Annotated in this window: 13 protein-coding genes and 4 pseudogenes; 7 read left to right on the top strand and 10 right to left on the bottom strand. The window is 46.4% G+C overall.

Annotation, left to right across the window (positions count from 1 at the left end; translation table 11 throughout):
• Positions 1 to 140: 140 nt before the first annotated feature.
• Positions 141 to 560 (top strand): annotated as a pseudogene (locus tag IM322_RS09845) (DUF29 domain-containing protein); the annotation flags it as partial.
• Positions 561 to 889: 329 nt separating this feature from the next.
• Here IM322_RS09845 and IM322_RS09840 read toward each other — a convergent pair.
• Positions 890 to 1,981 carry a tetratricopeptide repeat protein gene (locus IM322_RS09840; RefSeq protein WP_287672121.1) on the bottom strand — a complete coding sequence of 364 codons (1,092 nt, stop codon included), beginning with the start codon at positions 1,979 to 1,981 and terminating at the stop codon, positions 890 to 892.
• A 63-nt stretch (positions 1,982 to 2,044) separates the two neighbouring features.
• Positions 2,045 to 2,719 (bottom strand): phycobilisome degradation protein NblB, encoded by a 675-nt coding sequence (gene nblB / locus IM322_RS09835; RefSeq protein WP_286826549.1) that lies wholly within the window; start codon positions 2,717 to 2,719, stop codon positions 2,045 to 2,047.
• Between the two features lie 44 nt (positions 2,720 to 2,763).
• Between nblB and IM322_RS09830 the strand changes: the two genes are divergently transcribed.
• Positions 2,764 to 3,513 carry a tetratricopeptide repeat protein gene (locus IM322_RS09830; RefSeq protein WP_287672120.1) on the top strand — a complete coding sequence of 250 codons (750 nt, stop codon included), beginning with the start codon at positions 2,764 to 2,766 and terminating at the stop codon, positions 3,511 to 3,513.
• A gap of 22 nt (positions 3,514 to 3,535) precedes the next feature.
• Here IM322_RS09830 and IM322_RS09825 read toward each other — a convergent pair whose 3' ends face one another.
• Positions 3,536 to 4,489: an ABC transporter ATP-binding protein gene (locus tag IM322_RS09825; RefSeq protein ID WP_287672119.1), complete on the bottom strand. Its 954-nt coding sequence runs from the start codon at positions 4,487 to 4,489 to the stop codon at positions 3,536 to 3,538.
• Positions 4,490 to 4,542: 53 nt separating this feature from the next.
• A pseudogene (locus tag IM322_RS09820) lies at positions 4,543 to 4,705 on the bottom strand (ISNCY family transposase); the annotation flags it as partial.
• Between the two features lie 118 nt (positions 4,706 to 4,823).
• Between IM322_RS09820 and IM322_RS09815 the strand changes: the two are divergent.
• A pseudogene (locus tag IM322_RS09815) lies at positions 4,824 to 4,950 on the top strand (Uma2 family endonuclease); the annotation flags it as partial.
• 240 nt (positions 4,951 to 5,190) lie between these two features.
• The gene (locus tag IM322_RS09810; RefSeq protein ID WP_287672118.1) at positions 5,191 to 5,919 is read left to right on the top strand and encodes a carbonic anhydrase; all 729 of its coding nucleotides are present in this window, start codon (positions 5,191 to 5,193) and stop codon (positions 5,917 to 5,919) included.
• Between the two features lie 28 nt (positions 5,920 to 5,947).
• On the opposite strand, the gene IM322_RS09805 is transcribed toward IM322_RS09810, so the two are convergent.
• The 5 genes from IM322_RS09805 to rimP form a co-directional block, all read right to left on the bottom strand.
• Positions 5,948 to 6,517 (bottom strand): low-complexity tail membrane protein, encoded by a 570-nt coding sequence (locus IM322_RS09805; protein ID WP_287672117.1) that lies wholly within the window; start codon positions 6,515 to 6,517, stop codon positions 5,948 to 5,950.
• A gap of 474 nt (positions 6,518 to 6,991) precedes the next feature.
• On the bottom strand, positions 6,992 to 10,024 hold the full coding sequence (gene infB / locus IM322_RS09800) for a translation initiation factor IF-2 (RefSeq protein WP_287672116.1): 3,033 nt from the start codon (positions 10,022 to 10,024) through the stop codon (positions 6,992 to 6,994).
• A gap of 111 nt (positions 10,025 to 10,135) precedes the next feature.
• Positions 10,136 to 10,417 (bottom strand): YlxR family protein, encoded by a 282-nt coding sequence (locus IM322_RS09795; RefSeq protein ID WP_286826366.1) that lies wholly within the window; start codon positions 10,415 to 10,417, stop codon positions 10,136 to 10,138.
• Complete coding sequence (gene nusA, locus IM322_RS09790) at positions 10,414 to 11,610, bottom strand: transcription termination factor NusA (protein WP_287672115.1); 1,197 nt, start codon at positions 11,608 to 11,610, stop codon at positions 10,414 to 10,416. The genes IM322_RS09795 and nusA overlap by 4 nt, the downstream gene beginning before the upstream one ends.
• Before the next feature lie 178 nt (positions 11,611 to 11,788).
• Positions 11,789 to 12,259, bottom strand: coding sequence for a ribosome maturation factor RimP (gene rimP, locus IM322_RS09785; protein ID WP_287672114.1), 471 nt, complete (start codon positions 12,257 to 12,259; stop codon positions 11,789 to 11,791).
• A 214-nt stretch (positions 12,260 to 12,473) separates the two neighbouring features.
• On the opposite strand from rimP, the gene ftsH reads away from it, so the two are divergent.
• Positions 12,474 to 14,369 (top strand): ATP-dependent zinc metalloprotease FtsH, encoded by a 1,896-nt coding sequence (gene ftsH, locus IM322_RS09780; RefSeq protein WP_287672113.1) that lies wholly within the window; start codon positions 12,474 to 12,476, stop codon positions 14,367 to 14,369.
• A gap of 85 nt (positions 14,370 to 14,454) precedes the next feature.
• Here ftsH and IM322_RS09775 read toward each other — a convergent pair whose 3' ends face one another.
• The gene (locus tag IM322_RS09775) at positions 14,455 to 15,243 is read right to left on the bottom strand and encodes a response regulator transcription factor (RefSeq protein ID WP_287672112.1); all 789 of its coding nucleotides are present in this window, start codon (positions 15,241 to 15,243) and stop codon (positions 14,455 to 14,457) included.
• Between the two features lie 606 nt (positions 15,244 to 15,849).
• On the opposite strand from IM322_RS09775, the gene IM322_RS09770 reads away from it, so the two are divergent.
• Both IM322_RS09770 and IM322_RS09765 read left to right on the top strand, forming a co-directional pair.
• Entirely contained in the window at positions 15,850 to 16,026 is a 177-nt protein-coding gene (locus IM322_RS09770; RefSeq protein WP_287672111.1) for a hypothetical protein, read from the top strand.
• 149 nt (positions 16,027 to 16,175) lie between these two features.
• Positions 16,176 to 16,280, top strand: a pseudogene (locus IM322_RS09765) (transposase); the annotation flags it as partial.

The following is a 16,280-nucleotide window of genomic DNA, read 5'->3' as shown; positions in this document are numbered from 1 at the left end:
TGTCAGTCTGTAGAGCGACCATAAGACCAGAACAGATTTACTCTGTTAAGGCAGGTGCGGAACCCCGCAAGGGAAAGAAGCAGAAACCTAAATCGTGAGGTTTGGGAATCACCGTCCGTTTACGGCGGTGAGGATGTCAACTCTGGCTAAAAACCACGGCAGAACAATTAAAAAAAGGCCAGTTTGCCGAGGTGGATTTAGACAATTTAATTGAGGAGATTGAATCGATGGGGAGAAGTGAAAGACACGCGCTCAAAAGTCTTTTAACTCGTCTCCTAGAACATTTACTCAAATTAACCTACTGGCAATCGGAAAGAGACCGGAATGGCAATCATGGTCATGGAGAAATCAATAATTTTCGGGCAGAAATCCAAGATTTACTGGAGGATAGCCCTAGTTTAAAGCCCTATCTTCGGGAGATTTTTGAGCCATCCTACCATACAGCTTTAGAGACCGTCCGGAAAAAAATGGGTTTATCCCCCGGCGGCCTACCCAGTCAGATAATTTTTAATCTCGAACAGGTTTTAGATAATCAATGGCTCCCAATCGAGTGGGAATAAACTATTGACTATCTAATACTAAATCTGGTTATTAAAGACTGATTATTTATTCCCCCTTTTGCCTCTTGCCTATTGCATGAGTGCCTGTCCTGATAAGTAGCCTATATTCAACGGATTTAGTATAAATTACTCCTTGATCGCTAAACAGTCATCAGTGAACTGAAAACTCAAATCTGAAAACTCAAATCTGATAACCGATAACTGATAACTGATAACTGATAAGCTAAACGGCGCTTAACCTGCATGATCCAATAGCTATAACCCTTTTGGAGTCTATATCGGTGATCCGAAGTAAAAGCCGTTTAGCTTAACTGATAACTGATCTGGGTTCACTCAAGTAATTTCTTCAGCAGGGCATCCACTTCCTCCAGGCCGGATTGATTATTTTTCAGGACATAAACCGCTCGCGCTTGCTTAAAAGCTTCCGCTGCTTCTCTTTTTCGTCCCCGGCCCGCGTAGGCCCGACCGAGATTAAGATAGACATCGGCGTTATTGGGGGCGATTTCGGCCAAATCTTGATAGGCGATAATTGCTGCAAGATAATCTTTTCTGGCCAGATGGATGCGACCAATTCCCGCTTGTGCTTCCAAAGATTGGGGTTGTAGGAAAACAGCCCGACGATAAAAGGGGAGAGCCTCGTCAAAACGCTCTTGTTTTTCGAGTAAAATACCTATTTTTAGCTGAATTAAAAAATTTCTTGTACTTTGTCGCTCTATTTCTTTTAAAATCTGGGTTCCGCCATTTAAATCGCCCTGTTTAAGCAAAAGGCTGGCCAGTTGCAATCTTAATTCAGTATTGTTAGGGAATCTTTGCAGGGATTTTTGGAGAAAATCGAGGGCTTCGCTGCTTTTATTCTGTTCAATCAAGGCTTTACCCATGATTTCGTGGGCTTGCTGATTATTGGGGTCGAGAGCTAAAACCCATTGGTAAACTTCGCCCGCTTTAGCATAGTTTTTTTGGCGTAATAATACTACCCCTAAACCAAGGTAGTGTTGGACGTTTTTCGGTTCTATTTGGATAGCGTAGTAGTAAGCGGTGGCTGCATTGTCATAATCACCGATATTAGCCAAACTATAACCGAGAGCATGGAAAAAGTCAGGATTACTCGGATCGAGACTTAAAGCTTTTTGGTATGCTTGGGCGGCGGCGTTATAATCCCCTTGCCGCGTTTGTAAAAAGCCAATCCCAGAGAAAATTTTGGCATTATTGCCATCAAGGGCGGCAGCCCGCTCGTAAACGGCTATAGCTTCCCCATAATTGCCATTTTTGACCAATTGCCGCGCTTGACGCAGTAGTTCGTTAACCTGTGAATCCTTGCTCACGATTGCCCCTGCGGGATTATCAGCGATCGCAATTGAGGCAGAGAAACAGCCCCCCGCGAGAAGACCGACGAGCAAGATTAGACGGGTAAATTGTTTCATCGCTTTACCTTTGTTAACGATTCTTAATTAAACTTTATTGTAAATAGTATTGACAAAAATCAACTATTCTGCATCACCTTGGACGAGATTATTGCGGGCTTCTTGGGCGACTTGCGCGCTTTTGTCGTTGGTTAACTGGGTCAAAACAGCGATCGCATCCTGTCCCCCTAAGCGGCCTAAAGCTTGAGCGAGACGATAGCGCAGTTGCCAGTCATCATCATTAGCCAAGGGAACGAGTAAAGAGACGGCGCGGGGGTCGCCTAGTTCCCCAAAAGCACTAACGGCGGCCGTTTTTACCAATTCATTATCGGAGTTAAGGGCGATTTCGAGCAGTTCAAAGCCCCGGGGTTCCCCCAATTCGCCCAAAGCTGCCACAATGCTAAATTGAATTAACCAGTCGCAGGATTGTTGATAGACGGCCACCAGATCATCGTAGGCTGCGGTTAATTTTAACCCCCCGATCGCATCGGCCGCGGCCGCTTTCACGTCTGCTTCGGGATCATGCAACAAGCGATCGCGCAGAATAGTTAAGGCCAGATCGAGATTCTGACGACCGAGGATATCTAACTGACTTACCGCCGAATAACGCACCCTAGCGTTACTATCGTTAATTAAAGGCTGTAACATCTCGAAGGCGATTTCTGGGGCTAAATAACGCAGTTGATTAACTCCCGATAAGCGATGGCCATAATCATCGGAATCAAGCAGCCGTTGCACGGATTCAGGGGAATAATTCATAATTTGATGACACCCTTAACAATTGGACTGGTATTAATTGTCCCATGAATAGTTATCGGCTCCTGACTATCTTGATCATGTTTAGTTCCCCGGTTTTTTGGGGCTGTCGTCCTCCCTCTCCCCTTAAAAAAGAACCTACGGCCGAGATGCTCGTTTCTCCTTCTCCCAGTCCGATTATTTCCGCATCAGACATTAAAGCTGCTAATCGTTATCGTCAATTGGGATTACAGTATCGTCAACAGGGAGATTTTATCAAAAGTATTGAAGCTTTAAAAAAATCGGTACAGTTAAACCCCAATCATCTAGACGGGAGAGTAATTTTAGGCTGGACACAACACCTAGCTAAACAATCTTTAGCGGCACAAACAACCCTAGAGGAAACGATTAAAATTGCTCCCGATCATGTTGCTGCTTATAATGCTTTGGGTATTGTTTATCTTGTCGGTGGTCATCTTGAAAAGGCCGTAGTTACTCATACTAAAGCCGCTAATTTAAAAACTGATAATGAAATTGCCTACTATAATTTATCCCTCGCCTATCATCGCTTAAAAGATTTTAATTCAGCTATTACTAACGCTGAAAAAGCAGTTAAATTAGAGCCAAATAATCCCCATCCTCTTGTGGCTTTGGCAATGATTTATTTAGATCAAGGTGATAGTAAAAAAGCTCATGATACCTATAGAAAGGCTGTGGATTTAGACGGTCGTTATCGACAAAAATGGTTTCTGGCACATCTGAAGGAAGCTGGTTTTAGTCAGGAGCAAATTAAATTAGTAGAAAAGTTACGAGCCTAGATTTAAAAAATATTATTTACTCTTAAGATGCCTGTCGATGTCCCAGTTTTAGGAAAATAGTTTCTAAATCTTCGCGGCAAGTATAAAACTCGCTTAAGGTCAGGCCAGAAACGACTAAAGATTTCAACAATTCGGCACTATCTTCTAGGGTTCCCGTAAATTTAACTTGGAGAGTATTAGTATTAATAATTCTTTGCCAACTTTCCACAAAAACACATTGTTTAAGAGCGGTTTCTAAGGTTTCTAAATTGCCTAGAGTCGTGATCTGCAAGTATTGGCCAGCTAGACGTTGATTTAATTCTTGTAAAGAGGTACTTTCCACTAGATAACCTAATTCCATGATGCCCACAGAACTACAAAGTTCGGCTAAATCACTAAGGACATGGGAGGAAATTAAAATAGTCATACCTGCCGATTGTAAGACTTTAATAATCTCACGAAATTGTAGGCGAGCGATCGGGTCTAATCCAGAAACCGGTTCATCGAGAAGTAAAATTAAAGGTTCATGGATAATCGTTCGGGCTAAACTTAAACGTTGTTTCATCCCCCGGGACAAAGTAGCGATCGAATTATGGCTTTTACCTGTCAATTGTACCAGTTCTAGAACCTCATAAATGCGGCGATGACGTTGGGAGCGAGGGATATGATAAAGACGGGCAAAATAATCCAGATAATTCCAGACATTTAGGTCATCGTAGAGGGGAAAATTATCGGGTAGATAACCTAAATTTCTTTTGAGACGGGGATTTCTCTCATCTCTTAAAAGACGTTCTCCGTGCAGATATATTTCTCCCGTTGTCGGTTCTTCCGCTGCCGCTAACATCCTAATTAAAGTGGTTTTTCCCGCTCCATTTGGACCGATTAACCCGTAAACTTCCCCCGCTTCAATCTGTAAATCCACTTGATTAACAGCCCCATGGCGGTCAAATTGTTTGGTTAAACCAACGGTAGCAATGGCTAATTCTGGTGCGTTCATAAAGTTTTAGTAGTGGGATTGCTGACAAACTGGCCACCACATTCTTAACATTAACGTTTGGGTTTCCCGTTATCAATAGAACCATTCTTGATGGTATGGTGAGAACCACCACTAGGACAAGGCAATACAGGCGAAGATGTGATTTTGTTCTGTGTTAGACTGATATTTGAGTAAGTCTAACACGAACCACAAAAAGATATTGATCAGAAAACTGATCATCAAGCTAGATGTTTAAAGACTGATTTGAGCCAATTATTTTTTTTTGTTAATGAATATTTTACACAGTTCATACCAGATAAGCAACATGGCTCACTACTACCACCAAATCCTTACCTTGCGCTATTTTACCCCCGAAGGTGAATTAGTTCCCACTCCCGCAGAAGCGGCACAATAGGCAGAAAGCCGCAAAATTAGCGGCTAAATTGCGGGAATTGGGCATAAATACCCGAGAAAATTGCTAATTAGAGCTTGCTGAATAAATCTAAAAACCTTGTTGGGTAAGACTTTTAGACTTTTTGTCAATCAAAAAGTACCGGCCATGGCAGTGAGCGGGGGGAAAATTCCGGGACTTTTTCCCTGAAAATTAGGTAATTGACCACATAAAAATCGGTAAAACTACACCCCACACCCCACACCCCACACCCCAGGAAAAACTTTTTGCCGCAAACCCTAATTATCCGATGATTTCTGGATTTAATACCATGTATAGACGAGAATTACTGCAATTTATTGGCTCTCACGCTCTTTTTGGGGCTATTAATCGAGAATTTGCTTGGAATTATCAAAATATTGACCATTGGGGCGAATTATCAAGGAATTATCGCCTCTGCACCAGGGGAAAGCAACAAACACCGATCGATCTGAGTATAGTGACTGAAAAAGAGCTATACCAACCCACATTTAATTATCGTCCTGTACCCCTAAAAATTCGCCATAACGGTCGTACAATCTTGGTTAAGACCGAAAAAGGTGGAAACATGAGTTTTCACGGCGAAAATTGGGATTTATTGCAGTTCCACTTTCATCATCCCAGCGAACATCAGATTAAAGGTCAGTCTTTCCCTCTAGAAATTCATTTAGTGCATGGGAATGGGAGGGGAAATTTAGCAGTTGTGGGCATTTTAGCCGAAATTGGCGCAAATAATCCCTATTTACAAACCATTTGGCCGTATTTGCCCCAAGAATCTTCTCCTGAAATGATTATCCCCGATACTTGGGTCAATGCCGGGCTTTTACTGCCGGAAAATAGCGATTTTTATGAATATCGGGGGTCTTTGTCCACTCCTCCCTGTAGCGAGGATGTTCTCTGGTTAGTCTGGCAAAATGCGATCAAAATTTCTCCCCAACAACTGCAACAATTGGCTGAGATTTTTCCGAGTAATGCGAGGAATATTCAACCCTTAAACGGGCGCTCGATCCTGCATTCCTAGCCCACCAATTGTCGGCATTTTGGCTAATTTAGATAATTTTATTAACTTTTAGACCAAAAATTGTAAACAACTCAGGAATGCGCTCAATAACTAAAGCTTCGGTGGCTGTCCAGTCACTTTCTTTAGTGGCTAAAACCCCCAGAACACTCAGAGGAACCTGTAGAAATAGGTGACTTAAGAGGAGAGAGATCGCAGCGATTACTAAACCTAAAAGCCGCCATTGGGGGAGATAGGCGGCCACGGCAGCCGCTAGAGGGGCAAAATTGTAGATTGGCCAAGTGATGAGAATTAAGAGGACGACTCCCAAAAGAGTAAGAAGACGATGGCGAGGACGTTTAAAAAGAGAGAGAATTTTTAACTGTTCGGGGGTGAGTTGACTCGGTTTTAGAGCAACCAACAAAAGACTAAAAATATCAAAAGGTTTTGTCCACTGCATCCAAAAGACGGGTATGATAGCGATCGCTCCTAGAAATAGCCATTCTAGCCAAAGAAAAGGCAAGGGATCGCCCACAGCTAAACCAATCCAAGCGATTTGTAAAAAGATTGGCAAAGCCGCTAACCCTGCCAGATGAATCCACAAAAAAGGTTCTGATTTCATAGAGGGAAATGGGGGGTTAGGGGTTAGGGGTTGGGGGTTAGGGAGCGGGGAGATGGGTAGGGCTGATTCATTCTCCGAATCTAATTCTTTTTTTGCTACCCTTAATCGCTTATGAGGTAAGCTAGGGAGCAGGGAAGTACAGGTTTTTGCTCTCATAGTAGGTTGATTCATGAATCAACCTACAAAGCACGACGTTTTGACAAATTTTCAGCTATTTATTGGCGAGAAATCGACTAAAAACCTGGCCAGATCAGGATTTGAGAGAATGACATTTCAGAGAATGAAACGACCCTAGGGAGATGGGGGAGTGGGGGAATTATGAATTATGAATTATGAATTATGAATTATGAAGTGGGGAGACCACTTCGTGCGCGTTGCGGGGGGAGTGGGGGAATTATGACTGATAACTGATAACTGATCACTGATCACTGATCACTGATCACTGAGCACTGACTCCCGACGGTTCAAGTCTAATTAACTGGATAAAGTGCGACGTTTCATGACCATTTCGTAGGCTTCGATAATGTCGCCTTCTTTCCAGTCATTGAATTTAGAAACACCGACACCGCACTCGAAACCGGTCGCCACTTCCCGGGCATCTTCCTTCATCCGTTTGAGGGAATCGAGAACTCCCTGATAAACAATTTCCTTGCCGCGACGCACGCGCAGGAAGCGGTTCCGCACCAGTTTACCAGATTGGACATAACAGCCCGCCACGGCCCCACGACCGACGGTGAAGACGGCACGCACTTCGGCGAAACCGAGGTGTTCTTCCACTTCTTCGGGGTCGAGAAGACCTTCCATCGCCCCTTGAATATCATCGAGAAGCTTGTAGATGATATTGTAATCGCGGATATCGACCCCTTCCCGATCGGCGGATGCGCGCGCACCACTGGCAAGGGTGGTATTAAAGCCCACCACTACCGCACCACTAGCGGCGGCCAGATCCACATCGGTTTCGGTGATTTCCCCCGGAGAGGCGAGGAGAACGCGAATCTGCACTTCGTTTTGGGGTAACTGTTTGAGCGCACCGAGGATGGCCTCGACGGAACCTTGCACATCTGCCTTGAGGATGAGATTAAGTTCCTTGAGTTGTCCTTCTTGAGCTTGGATAGAGAGGGTGCTAAGGCTAACGCGACGGGAGGAGAGGGCCTGTTGTAAACGGGTGTTGCGTCGTTCGATCGCCCGTTGATCGGCAATCGCCCGGGCCTCTTTTTCACTTTCATAGACATCGAATTCATCGCCAGCGGCCGGCACATCACCGAGACCGAGGATTTCCACGGCGAAGGAGGGGGTGGCCGCTTCGACTTTTTGACCGCGATCATCGATCATGGCCCGAATTTTGCCGAAAACGGAACCGGCGACGATGCTATCACCCACGCGGAGAGTGCCATTCTGGACGAGCAGGGTAGCCACGGGGCCTTTGGTGCGATCGAGGTTAGCTTCGATGACGGTTCCCTTCGCCAAGCGATCGGGGTTAGCGACCAATTCCGCTACTTCTGCCACCAAGAGGATCATTTCCAGCAGATTATCGAGATTTTCACCCCGCAGGGCGCTAACGGGAACCATGATCGTCTCACCGCCCCAATCTTCGGCCACCAGTCCCTGTTCGGTCAATTCCTGTTTAATCCGGTCGGGGTTAGCTGAAGGTTTATCGACTTTGTTAATCGCCACAACGATGGGGACTTCGGCAGCCCTGGCGTGACTGATTGCCTCTTTCGTTTGGGGTTGTACGCCGTCATCGGCGGCTACTACCAGCACGGCTATATCGGTGACTCTCGCCCCGCGGGCGCGCATAGCGGTAAAAGCTTCGTGGCCGGGGGTATCCAAAAAGACAATCTGTTCTGGTTTGCCGTTATGTTCCACATCGACGTGGTAAGCACCGATGTGCTGGGTGATGCCGCCGGCTTCCCCCTGGGCGACTTTGGTTTTGCGGATCGAGTCGAGGAGGGTGGTTTTGCCGTGGTCAACGTGACCCATAATGGTGACGACGGGGGGACGACGCTGGAGACTTTCCCAGTCGGAGACATCGATCATTTCCGTGGTTTTGATCGCCGCCGACTGGGTGCTGGGGGTTTCCACGGCGATCTCGAAGTCCCTGGCGATCATTTCGATCGTGTCCACGTCGAGAGTTTGGGTGATATTAACCGCCATCCCTTTAAAAAATAGGGTTCTGATGATCTCAGTTTCGGGGACTTTCATCAATTCCGAGAGGTCGCGCACGGTGAGACTGCCGGTGACGACGATGCTTTCCGGGCGTTTTTCCTCTTGGGGTTCTTGGCGCTCGCTTTTCGGGCTGCCGGTGTGGGCGGTTGGTTTACTAGGCCGCTTAACTTTGACTGCTGTTGGAGTGCCGGAGGTGGCAGCTTTAGCGGTGGGCGGTTTGGGGGGACGAGCGGTGGAAAGGGTAAAACTGGGGGTATTAATTAACCCGGACAGTTCCGATTCTAGATCATCGTCATCTTCAAAGAGAGCTTGGGTGCGGCGTTTGTTTTTGCCGGCAGTTTTGGCGGTTTTGGCCGCTTTTTTCTCTTCTTCCTCTTCTTCTTCCCAGCTAGATTTTTTGGCCATGCGAGGGGGCATGGTGGGTCGTTTGAGTTTTTTGGGCCCGTCTGCTCCGAGCAATCCGGTATCTGTATCGATTTCTGTGCCATCAACACCAGATTTCTTGGTGGTATCGGTTTCTTCCCCGCCGGTAGCCGAAATTTTAGCGGGTAAACCGGGGCGAACTGGGCGCTTCAATTCCACCGTCTCCCGCACTTCTCTAGCTGGTTCCGCCGGTTTCGGGCTTTTTCCGTCGGGTTTGCGGTTGAGGGTCGGTTTTTCTGGTTTAGCCAAGCCTACCCTACGCTCAGGACTAGGGGCGTTTTCGCTCTCGCCGCGCTCGCGTTTTTCTCCCCGGGGCCTGTCGTTACTGCCAGGAGCATTTTTAGATCGGGGTTCTGGCCGGCCCGAGGCAGTTTCAGGGCGTGGTTTCGGGGTGAGGGAAGGTCGATTAGGTGGGGCGATTAAGGTGGGGGCTGCTTCTGGCACTAGCGGGGTTTCGGTCGGGGTTTCTTTAACACTGGGGCTATGAGATAGCATCTCTGCAGCAGTGGCGGGAGTTTTTTCGGCCGCCTCGTCGCGCCCTGGGGGAGCAACGAGGGGTTTAACCGGGGGACGGGGGGGACTGATTAAAGTCGGTTTGGCCGAGGAACCGGTTTGACCGGGATAGCTTTCCCCTTCTTCGCCGGTTTCGGGGCGGTTGTGTTTATGCAGGGCTAAAATCTTTTGTTTTTTTTCTTCGGCAGGACTAGCCGATTCTCGCTGACCCGTGCTATTTTTACTGGTACTCGAAACAACTCCCTTCGCAGCGATTGCTTTGATGCGTTGGGCATCCTCTTCGCTGATCGTGCTACTGTGGCTCTTGTACTCGATGTTCAACTGGTCACAGATGTCCAAAATGTCTTTGTTGTCTAGATTCAATTCTTTTGATAAATCGTAAATTCTGACTTTCGTGTTACTCATCCATTATCCCCCGGCTAAAGTGTTAGTGATCCTATAATTTGGCTGATTTTTTGATCCTGTCAGGACTGTCCCATTTCCATGCTAACGATTTTGTGGCTATGATCGTCAATTTTAATCCTGATTTGGACGACCTTGCCAGGCAGGCCCGAGGCGCTCTTGCAAGGACTCATAGAGCGTTTCGGGAATATTGGCTTTTAGGGCGCGTCCGAGACGATTTTTTTGTCGGGCTAGTTGCAGGCAGTTGGGTTGTGGACAGATATAGGCTGATCTTCCCATGCCTTGATCTAATTGTATCTGTCCGGACGGGTGTAGTCGGACAATTCGCCAAAAGGATTCTTTCGGGGCGAAGAGACGGCAGCTAATACAGCGTCGATAATTGACGAAGGTGTTCATTCTCGGTCTAAATCCTGCGATTCTGGGTCTGTTTCATCAGTTTTCACCTCTTGTTCGCCTTTATAGAGGGCTATATCCTTAATATCGATTTTCCAGCCCGTCAGACGGGCGGCTAGACGCACGTTCTGCCCTTCTTTGCCAATCGCTAAACTCAATTGATCCTGTGCCACCAGTACCAGTGCTTGTCTTTCTTCGGCATTAGTGAACAAAACTTGGTCGATACGGGCGGGACTAAGGGCATTGGCGATGTAGGTGGCGGGGTCTGGAGACCAACGAATCACGTCGATTTTTTCGCCCCGCAATTCGTTAACCACGGCTTGAATCCGCGAACCTCTGGCCCCAATACAGGCCCCAACCGGATCCACGTCTCTCTCTAAGGTATCGACGGCGATTTTTGTCCGCGAACCAACGTGACGGGAGGGGGGATTGGCTTCCCGGGCGACAGCAACAATACGCACGATTTCCTCCTCGATTTCGGGAACTTCGTTGGCGAACAAATATACTGCCAAGCCCGCCGCCGCTCTGGAAACGATTAATTGCGGGCCGCGGTGAGAACCTTCCAGGACTTTTTTGAGCAGAACTTTAAAGGTGGCGTTAGCGCGATAGTTATCGTTGGGTAGCTGTTCCCGTTTGGGTAGTTCTGCTTCCACTTCCGGTTGACCGTAGGTGCTTTGTACCATGACAATAGCGGCCTGTCTTTCAAAACGGACGACCCGGGCCTGTAAAACCGTTCCTTCCAGATCTTGGAACTCCTCTTGAATCATTTTGCGTTGGTTATCCCGCAGTTTTTGCAGTAAAACCTGTTTAGTTTGAATCGCCGCCATGCGACCAAATTCTTTTTGGTCGGGGGTGACATCAAGAACTACTTCATCCCCTAACTGGGCCTCATCGGCCACTTCTTGCACTTCTTTGAGACCGATGTGATGGTCGGGATTGGTCACTTCTTCGACAATAGTTTTAGTAGAAAGGATGCGAAAGCCTTCTTCTTCTACGTCTAATTCCACATCAAAGTTATTGAAATAATCTTCATGGAATTGAGCAGCTTTTTCTAAACTTTGGGCGCGTCGATAACGTTCGTAACCCTTGATAAGTGCTTCACGCAAGGCTTCCTGTACGGCATTTTTGGGCAGATTATGTCGTTGGCTAATTTCTTCGAGCATTATTTTTAAACCGGGCAAATTAACAGTAGCCATAATTATTTTTTCTCCTTACTTTTGAGTGATTAGTTTTTTAGCCATTAGCCTTGTATCAGTTATCAGTTATCAGTTATCAGTTATCAGTTATCAGATGTAAGTTTTAAGTTAATCAGTTAGTTAGTTATTTATCTTCATCCTTATCCCTGTTTACTGTTTACTGATTACTGTTTACTGATTACTGATTATTGCGCTGCTCATCTAAACGGACGCTGATGACGGTAGTGCGATCGATGCTCAGGGAGCGACCTTTTTGGTTAAGATAAATAGATTGCTCATCTCTACCTTGCAGTTTTCCGCGCCATTCTTGCGGTTTTCCTTGGCTATCCTGGCCAGTAACGATGACGGGAAAACCTTTAAAAGACTGAAATTCGCGCTCACTGCTCAGTTGTCGAGAAATGCCGGGGCTAGATATTTCTAAAACGTAGGCCTCTGGTAATATTTCTTGACTGTCGAGGGCGGTTTCTAAGGCCCGACTCATCTGCTCACAGTCCTCTAAACCAGTATCTCCCCCCAGATTGCGAATATCGACGCGCAGGACGGGAGGCCTTTTATTGGTTTGGAAAACGATATCGACCACTTCTAGCCCCAAGTTTTCAGCGATAGGGGTGGCTAGGTGCAGCAGGTCGGCAATGAGCGGATGGGTCATAATTTAGACAACAAAAAAAGCGGGCGAAACCCACTTCCCTAAACTTTTAGTGATTGGGATAGGCAGTTGTTAGACCACCTAGCTAAATACAATATAGCAAAAAACCGTCATCACTATTTGCCACCAGGGTCGTGCCTGGGGGAAAACAGAACAGTGGTCACGATCGAGTCGATCTGTCACAATGAATACAGGGTAACTAGATATAGAGTCAATTATGGATCAAAAATCTCCACTCACCGTAGTTAGAGCCAAGTCAGCTAAGAATCGTGGTAATCGACCAGTATGGAAAGGGATTGTCACCACTTGGATGATTCTGCAAACCTTTGGCCAGGTCACTCCTGCTTGGAGTCAAAAAAACCCAAATACCCTCACCTACGGTGAATTGTTAGAGAAAATCGAGCAAGGCAAGGTAAAAAAGGTCGAAATCAATCCTTCTTTGCAGCAGGCAGCAGTTACCCTCGTTGGTCAAACGGACAAGGATCCCCCGAAAGAAGTCAATTTATTTGACCAAAATCCCGAATTAATCAAGAAACTCGATGCTAAAAAAATCGAGTACGGCATTCTCCCCAGCACTGACAATTCGGCCCTGATCAATGTTCTCACTAACCTGTTAGTGATTATTCTCGTCTTGGGATTATTGGTGTTTATTATCCGTCGTTCTGCCAATGCTTCCGGTCAAGCGATGAACTTCGGTAAATCAAGGGCGCGGTTTCAGATGGAGGCGAAAACCGGCATAGAATTCAATGATGTGGCGGGTGTGGATGAGGCCAAGGAAGATTTACAGGAAGTGGTGACATTCCTCAAACAACCGGAAAAATTTACGGCGATTGGCGCAAAAATCCCCAAAGGAGTCCTGTTAATCGGGCCTCCGGGGACGGGAAAAACTTTACTGGCTAAAGCGATCGCAGGAGAGGCGGGAGTGCCTTTTTTCAGCATCTCCGGGTCGGAATTTGTGGAGATGTTTGTCGGGGTTGGTGCGTCGCGAGTGCGAGATCTATTCCGAAAAGCCCAGGAAAATGCCCCTTGTTTGGTTTTTATCGATGAAATTGATGCCGTTGGTCGTCAAAGAGGGGTCGGTTATGGGGGAGGTAATGATGAACGGGAACAAACCCTGAACCAATTATTGACGGAAATGGATGGTTTTGAGGGAAATACCGGTATTATCGTCATTGCCGCCACCAACCGCCCCGATGTTTTGGATTCGGCCCTGCTGCGTCCGGGTCGTTTTGATCGACAGGTGGTGGTGGATTATCCAGATTGTAAGGGACGTTTGGCCATTTTGGAGGTTCATTCTCGCGATAAAAAGGTGGCTGCTGATGTGGCTCTGGAGGCGATCGCCCGTCGCACCCCCGGTTTTACTGGGGCAGATTTGGCTAATATGCTCAACGAAGCGGCGATTTTTACCGCTAGAAGACGGAAAGAGGCGATTACCATGGCGGAAGTCAACGATGCGATCGATCGGATTGTGGCCGGTATGGAAGGGCGCGCTTTAGTTGATAGTAAAGCCAAGCGTTTGATCGCCTATCATGAAGTTGGTCATGCGATTGTCGGTACTCTCTGTCCTGGCCACGATCAGGTGGAAAAAGTCACCCTGATTCCCCGGGGTCAAGCGCAGGGGTTAACTTGGTTCACTCCCGATGAAGAACAGGGTTTAACCAGTCGTTCCCAGTTATTAGCCCGAATTGCGGGATTATTAGGGGGACGAGTGGCGGAGGAATGTGTCTTCGGTGAGGATGAAGTGACCACCGGGGCCGGTAATGATATTGAAAAAATTACCTATCTGGCCCGACAGATGGTAACGCGTCTGGGAATGTCGGAATTGGGATTGATTGCTCTAGAGGAGGAGGGCAATTCCTATCTCGGTGGTGCTGGTGCTGGTTATCATGCCGACCATTCTTTCGCGATGATGGCGAAAATTGATGCACAAGTGCGGGAAATTGTCAAGCAATGCCACGATTTAGCAACAAAACTTATCCTTGACAATCGTGTGGCGATTGATCGCTTGGTGGATATACTGATTGAACAGGAAACCATTGACGGCGAGGAATTCCGGTGTTTATTGACGGAATTTCAGCAACAAGCGGATCGGTCAATGGTGACTACGGTTTAATTTGCCCTTCGTCTCCTCGCTTCGATTAAGTGGTTAGGAGACGATTTCAGCAGAAAATCTGCTAATCAGTCGGACAAGGCCAGAATTAACGACTAACATTGTGAGCGGGAATTTTATTAATGGAATGGCCGTTATGATTGCCTTTGGTGGAGGCAATAATATTAGCTTCTAAAGCTGAAGTCATCTCGGCCAACATTTCTAAATTGAAACGATAGCCGACGTTGCGGACGGTTTGAATTAAATTAGGTTGCCTGGGATCGGTTTCGATTTTTTTCCGCAGAGAGAGAACATGAGTATCGATTGTCCGGGGATTATCAATTTCCTCGGGCCAAGCGCGACGCAGTAAATCGGCTCTTGATAGGGGTGTTCCCTCCGCTTGGGCTAAAACGTAGAGTAGGCTAAATTCTTGGGGCGTTAATTCGATATATTCCCCGTGAAATTGTACCCGTCGTTGGGCTAAATCTATTTTTAATTGCCCATAATCCAAGTGTAGAGGAGCAGCCCTACTGCCTAAACGACGAGTTAACACTTCTACCCTAGCCATAAATTCTTGCATTCCAAAGGGCTTTCTCAGGTAGTCGTCGGCCCCTGCTTTTAAACCATTGACCACATCTTTTTCGCCATTGCGGGCCGAGAGAATCAGTATTAAAGACTGTTTTTGTTGATCAAGCCAACGGCAGAGTTCGATTCCATCCCCGTCCGGCAAGTCGGAATCGATAATTGCTAAGGTTGGTTGACGATGAAGGAAAGCTTGACGCGCACTTTGCAGGGTTGCCGATTGATTAACCAAATAACCGGCCTGTTGCAGATGCCAAGCTAATAGCGATCGCAAGTGCGGGTTGCCCTCAACAATAGAAATATGGATCGATACCACTTGAGTTTCTGCCCCATTACTGCACAGATTGACACATTGTCAGGGTATCAGAATTAATGTCAAGATGTTGTAACAATCGTAACATTCGTCGGTCGTCAGCTTTGAATCAGTGATCAGTGATCAGTTATCAGTTATCAGTTATCAGATCTGAGTTTTCAGTTCACTGATTACTGTTTACTGTTGACTGGTCACTGAAAAAAAGCTCCCCGCTCCCTGCTCCCTACTTCATAATTCACCCCATGTGCAACTAATATTTTGGCTCTTCTCGACTTTGTGTGATAATTTTTGCTTATGGAATTGTGAAATGCTTACTGGGCAAGACTTTTAGGACTATTTTGCGGATATTCTATCAGTATAGACCTCGTTTTCACACAGAAACCAGAAGCGCCATATTGTCTGTCTGATAATATCTTATTGATTGTTCTCTCAGCCATTTAACCATTAACCATTAACCAGGGAGCATCTCACCTTTGTAACCCCTAAATCAGGTTTTTATGTCAAGCTATTTTGAAAGCCTTGCTAGAAACCAGTTTTATGGATAAGTATAATTACTCACTTGCATAAATGAGATGCTCCCTTTAACCACTAAAAAACCACCAGAACACCATGATAGATAACTTTGCCGCCAACGACCTCTATAACTGTATAGATAGTCTAGATTCCTCAGATTTTCAGAAATTCCTAGCGGGGAATAACTCATCAATTTTTCCCACCATAGCCACTAATCGAGCCACATCTCTTTTCAAAGAAGAAGTAGCGAGCATTGATCTTGATCTTACCTAAAATGTCGGATGAATGCCCCCGCTACATTTTTCGACAAGATACTCAACAAAATTAGCGGGGGATGAAATCCGACCAGAATATCAACACCATCTGTGGGTAAACGGCGAACTCTGTTATACTTAACCTAGCCAAGGGTCGAGGATTGTTAGATGCTAGTCGTAGAAGCAAAGCTAAAAAACGGAACACCAGAGCAATATCAGAAACTCGATGAAGCTATCAGAACTTCTCAGTTTGTGCGTAATTCTTGTGTTCGT

The organism is Microcystis sp. M109S1 (assembly GCF_020247025.1).
Lineage (GTDB): Bacteria > Cyanobacteriota > Cyanobacteriia > Cyanobacteriales > Microcystaceae > Microcystis.
This window is presented reverse-complemented; position numbering and strand designations above follow the sequence as displayed.

Excerpts from the sequence above, each read along its gene's own strand:
- IM322_RS09840 (WP_287672121.1), bottom strand. The coding sequence starts at position 1,981 with ATGAAACAATTTACCCGTCTAATCTTGCTCGTCGGTCTTCTCGCGGGG.
- nblB (WP_286826549.1), bottom strand. The coding sequence starts at position 2,719 with ATGAATTATTCCCCTGAATCCGTGCAACGGCTGCTTGATTCCGATGAT.
- IM322_RS09830 (WP_287672120.1), top strand. The coding sequence starts at position 2,764 with ATGAATAGTTATCGGCTCCTGACTATCTTGATCATGTTTAGTTCCCCG.
- IM322_RS09825 (WP_287672119.1), bottom strand. The coding sequence starts at position 4,489 with ATGAACGCACCAGAATTAGCCATTGCTACCGTTGGTTTAACCAAACAA.
- IM322_RS09810 (WP_287672118.1), top strand. The coding sequence starts at position 5,191 with ATGTATAGACGAGAATTACTGCAATTTATTGGCTCTCACGCTCTTTTT.
- IM322_RS09805 (WP_287672117.1), bottom strand. The coding sequence starts at position 6,517 with ATGAAATCAGAACCTTTTTTGTGGATTCATCTGGCAGGGTTAGCGGCT.
- infB (WP_287672116.1), bottom strand. The coding sequence starts at position 10,024 with ATGAGTAACACGAAAGTCAGAATTTACGATTTATCAAAAGAATTGAAT.
- IM322_RS09795 (WP_286826366.1), bottom strand. The coding sequence starts at position 10,417 with ATGAACACCTTCGTCAATTATCGACGCTGTATTAGCTGCCGTCTCTTC.
- nusA (WP_287672115.1), bottom strand. The coding sequence starts at position 11,610 with ATGGCTACTGTTAATTTGCCCGGTTTAAAAATAATGCTCGAAGAAATT.
- rimP (WP_287672114.1), bottom strand. The coding sequence starts at position 12,259 with ATGACCCATCCGCTCATTGCCGACCTGCTGCACCTAGCCACCCCTATC.
- ftsH (WP_287672113.1), top strand. The coding sequence starts at position 12,474 with ATGGATCAAAAATCTCCACTCACCGTAGTTAGAGCCAAGTCAGCTAAG.
- IM322_RS09770 (WP_287672111.1), top strand. The coding sequence starts at position 15,850 with ATGATAGATAACTTTGCCGCCAACGACCTCTATAACTGTATAGATAGT.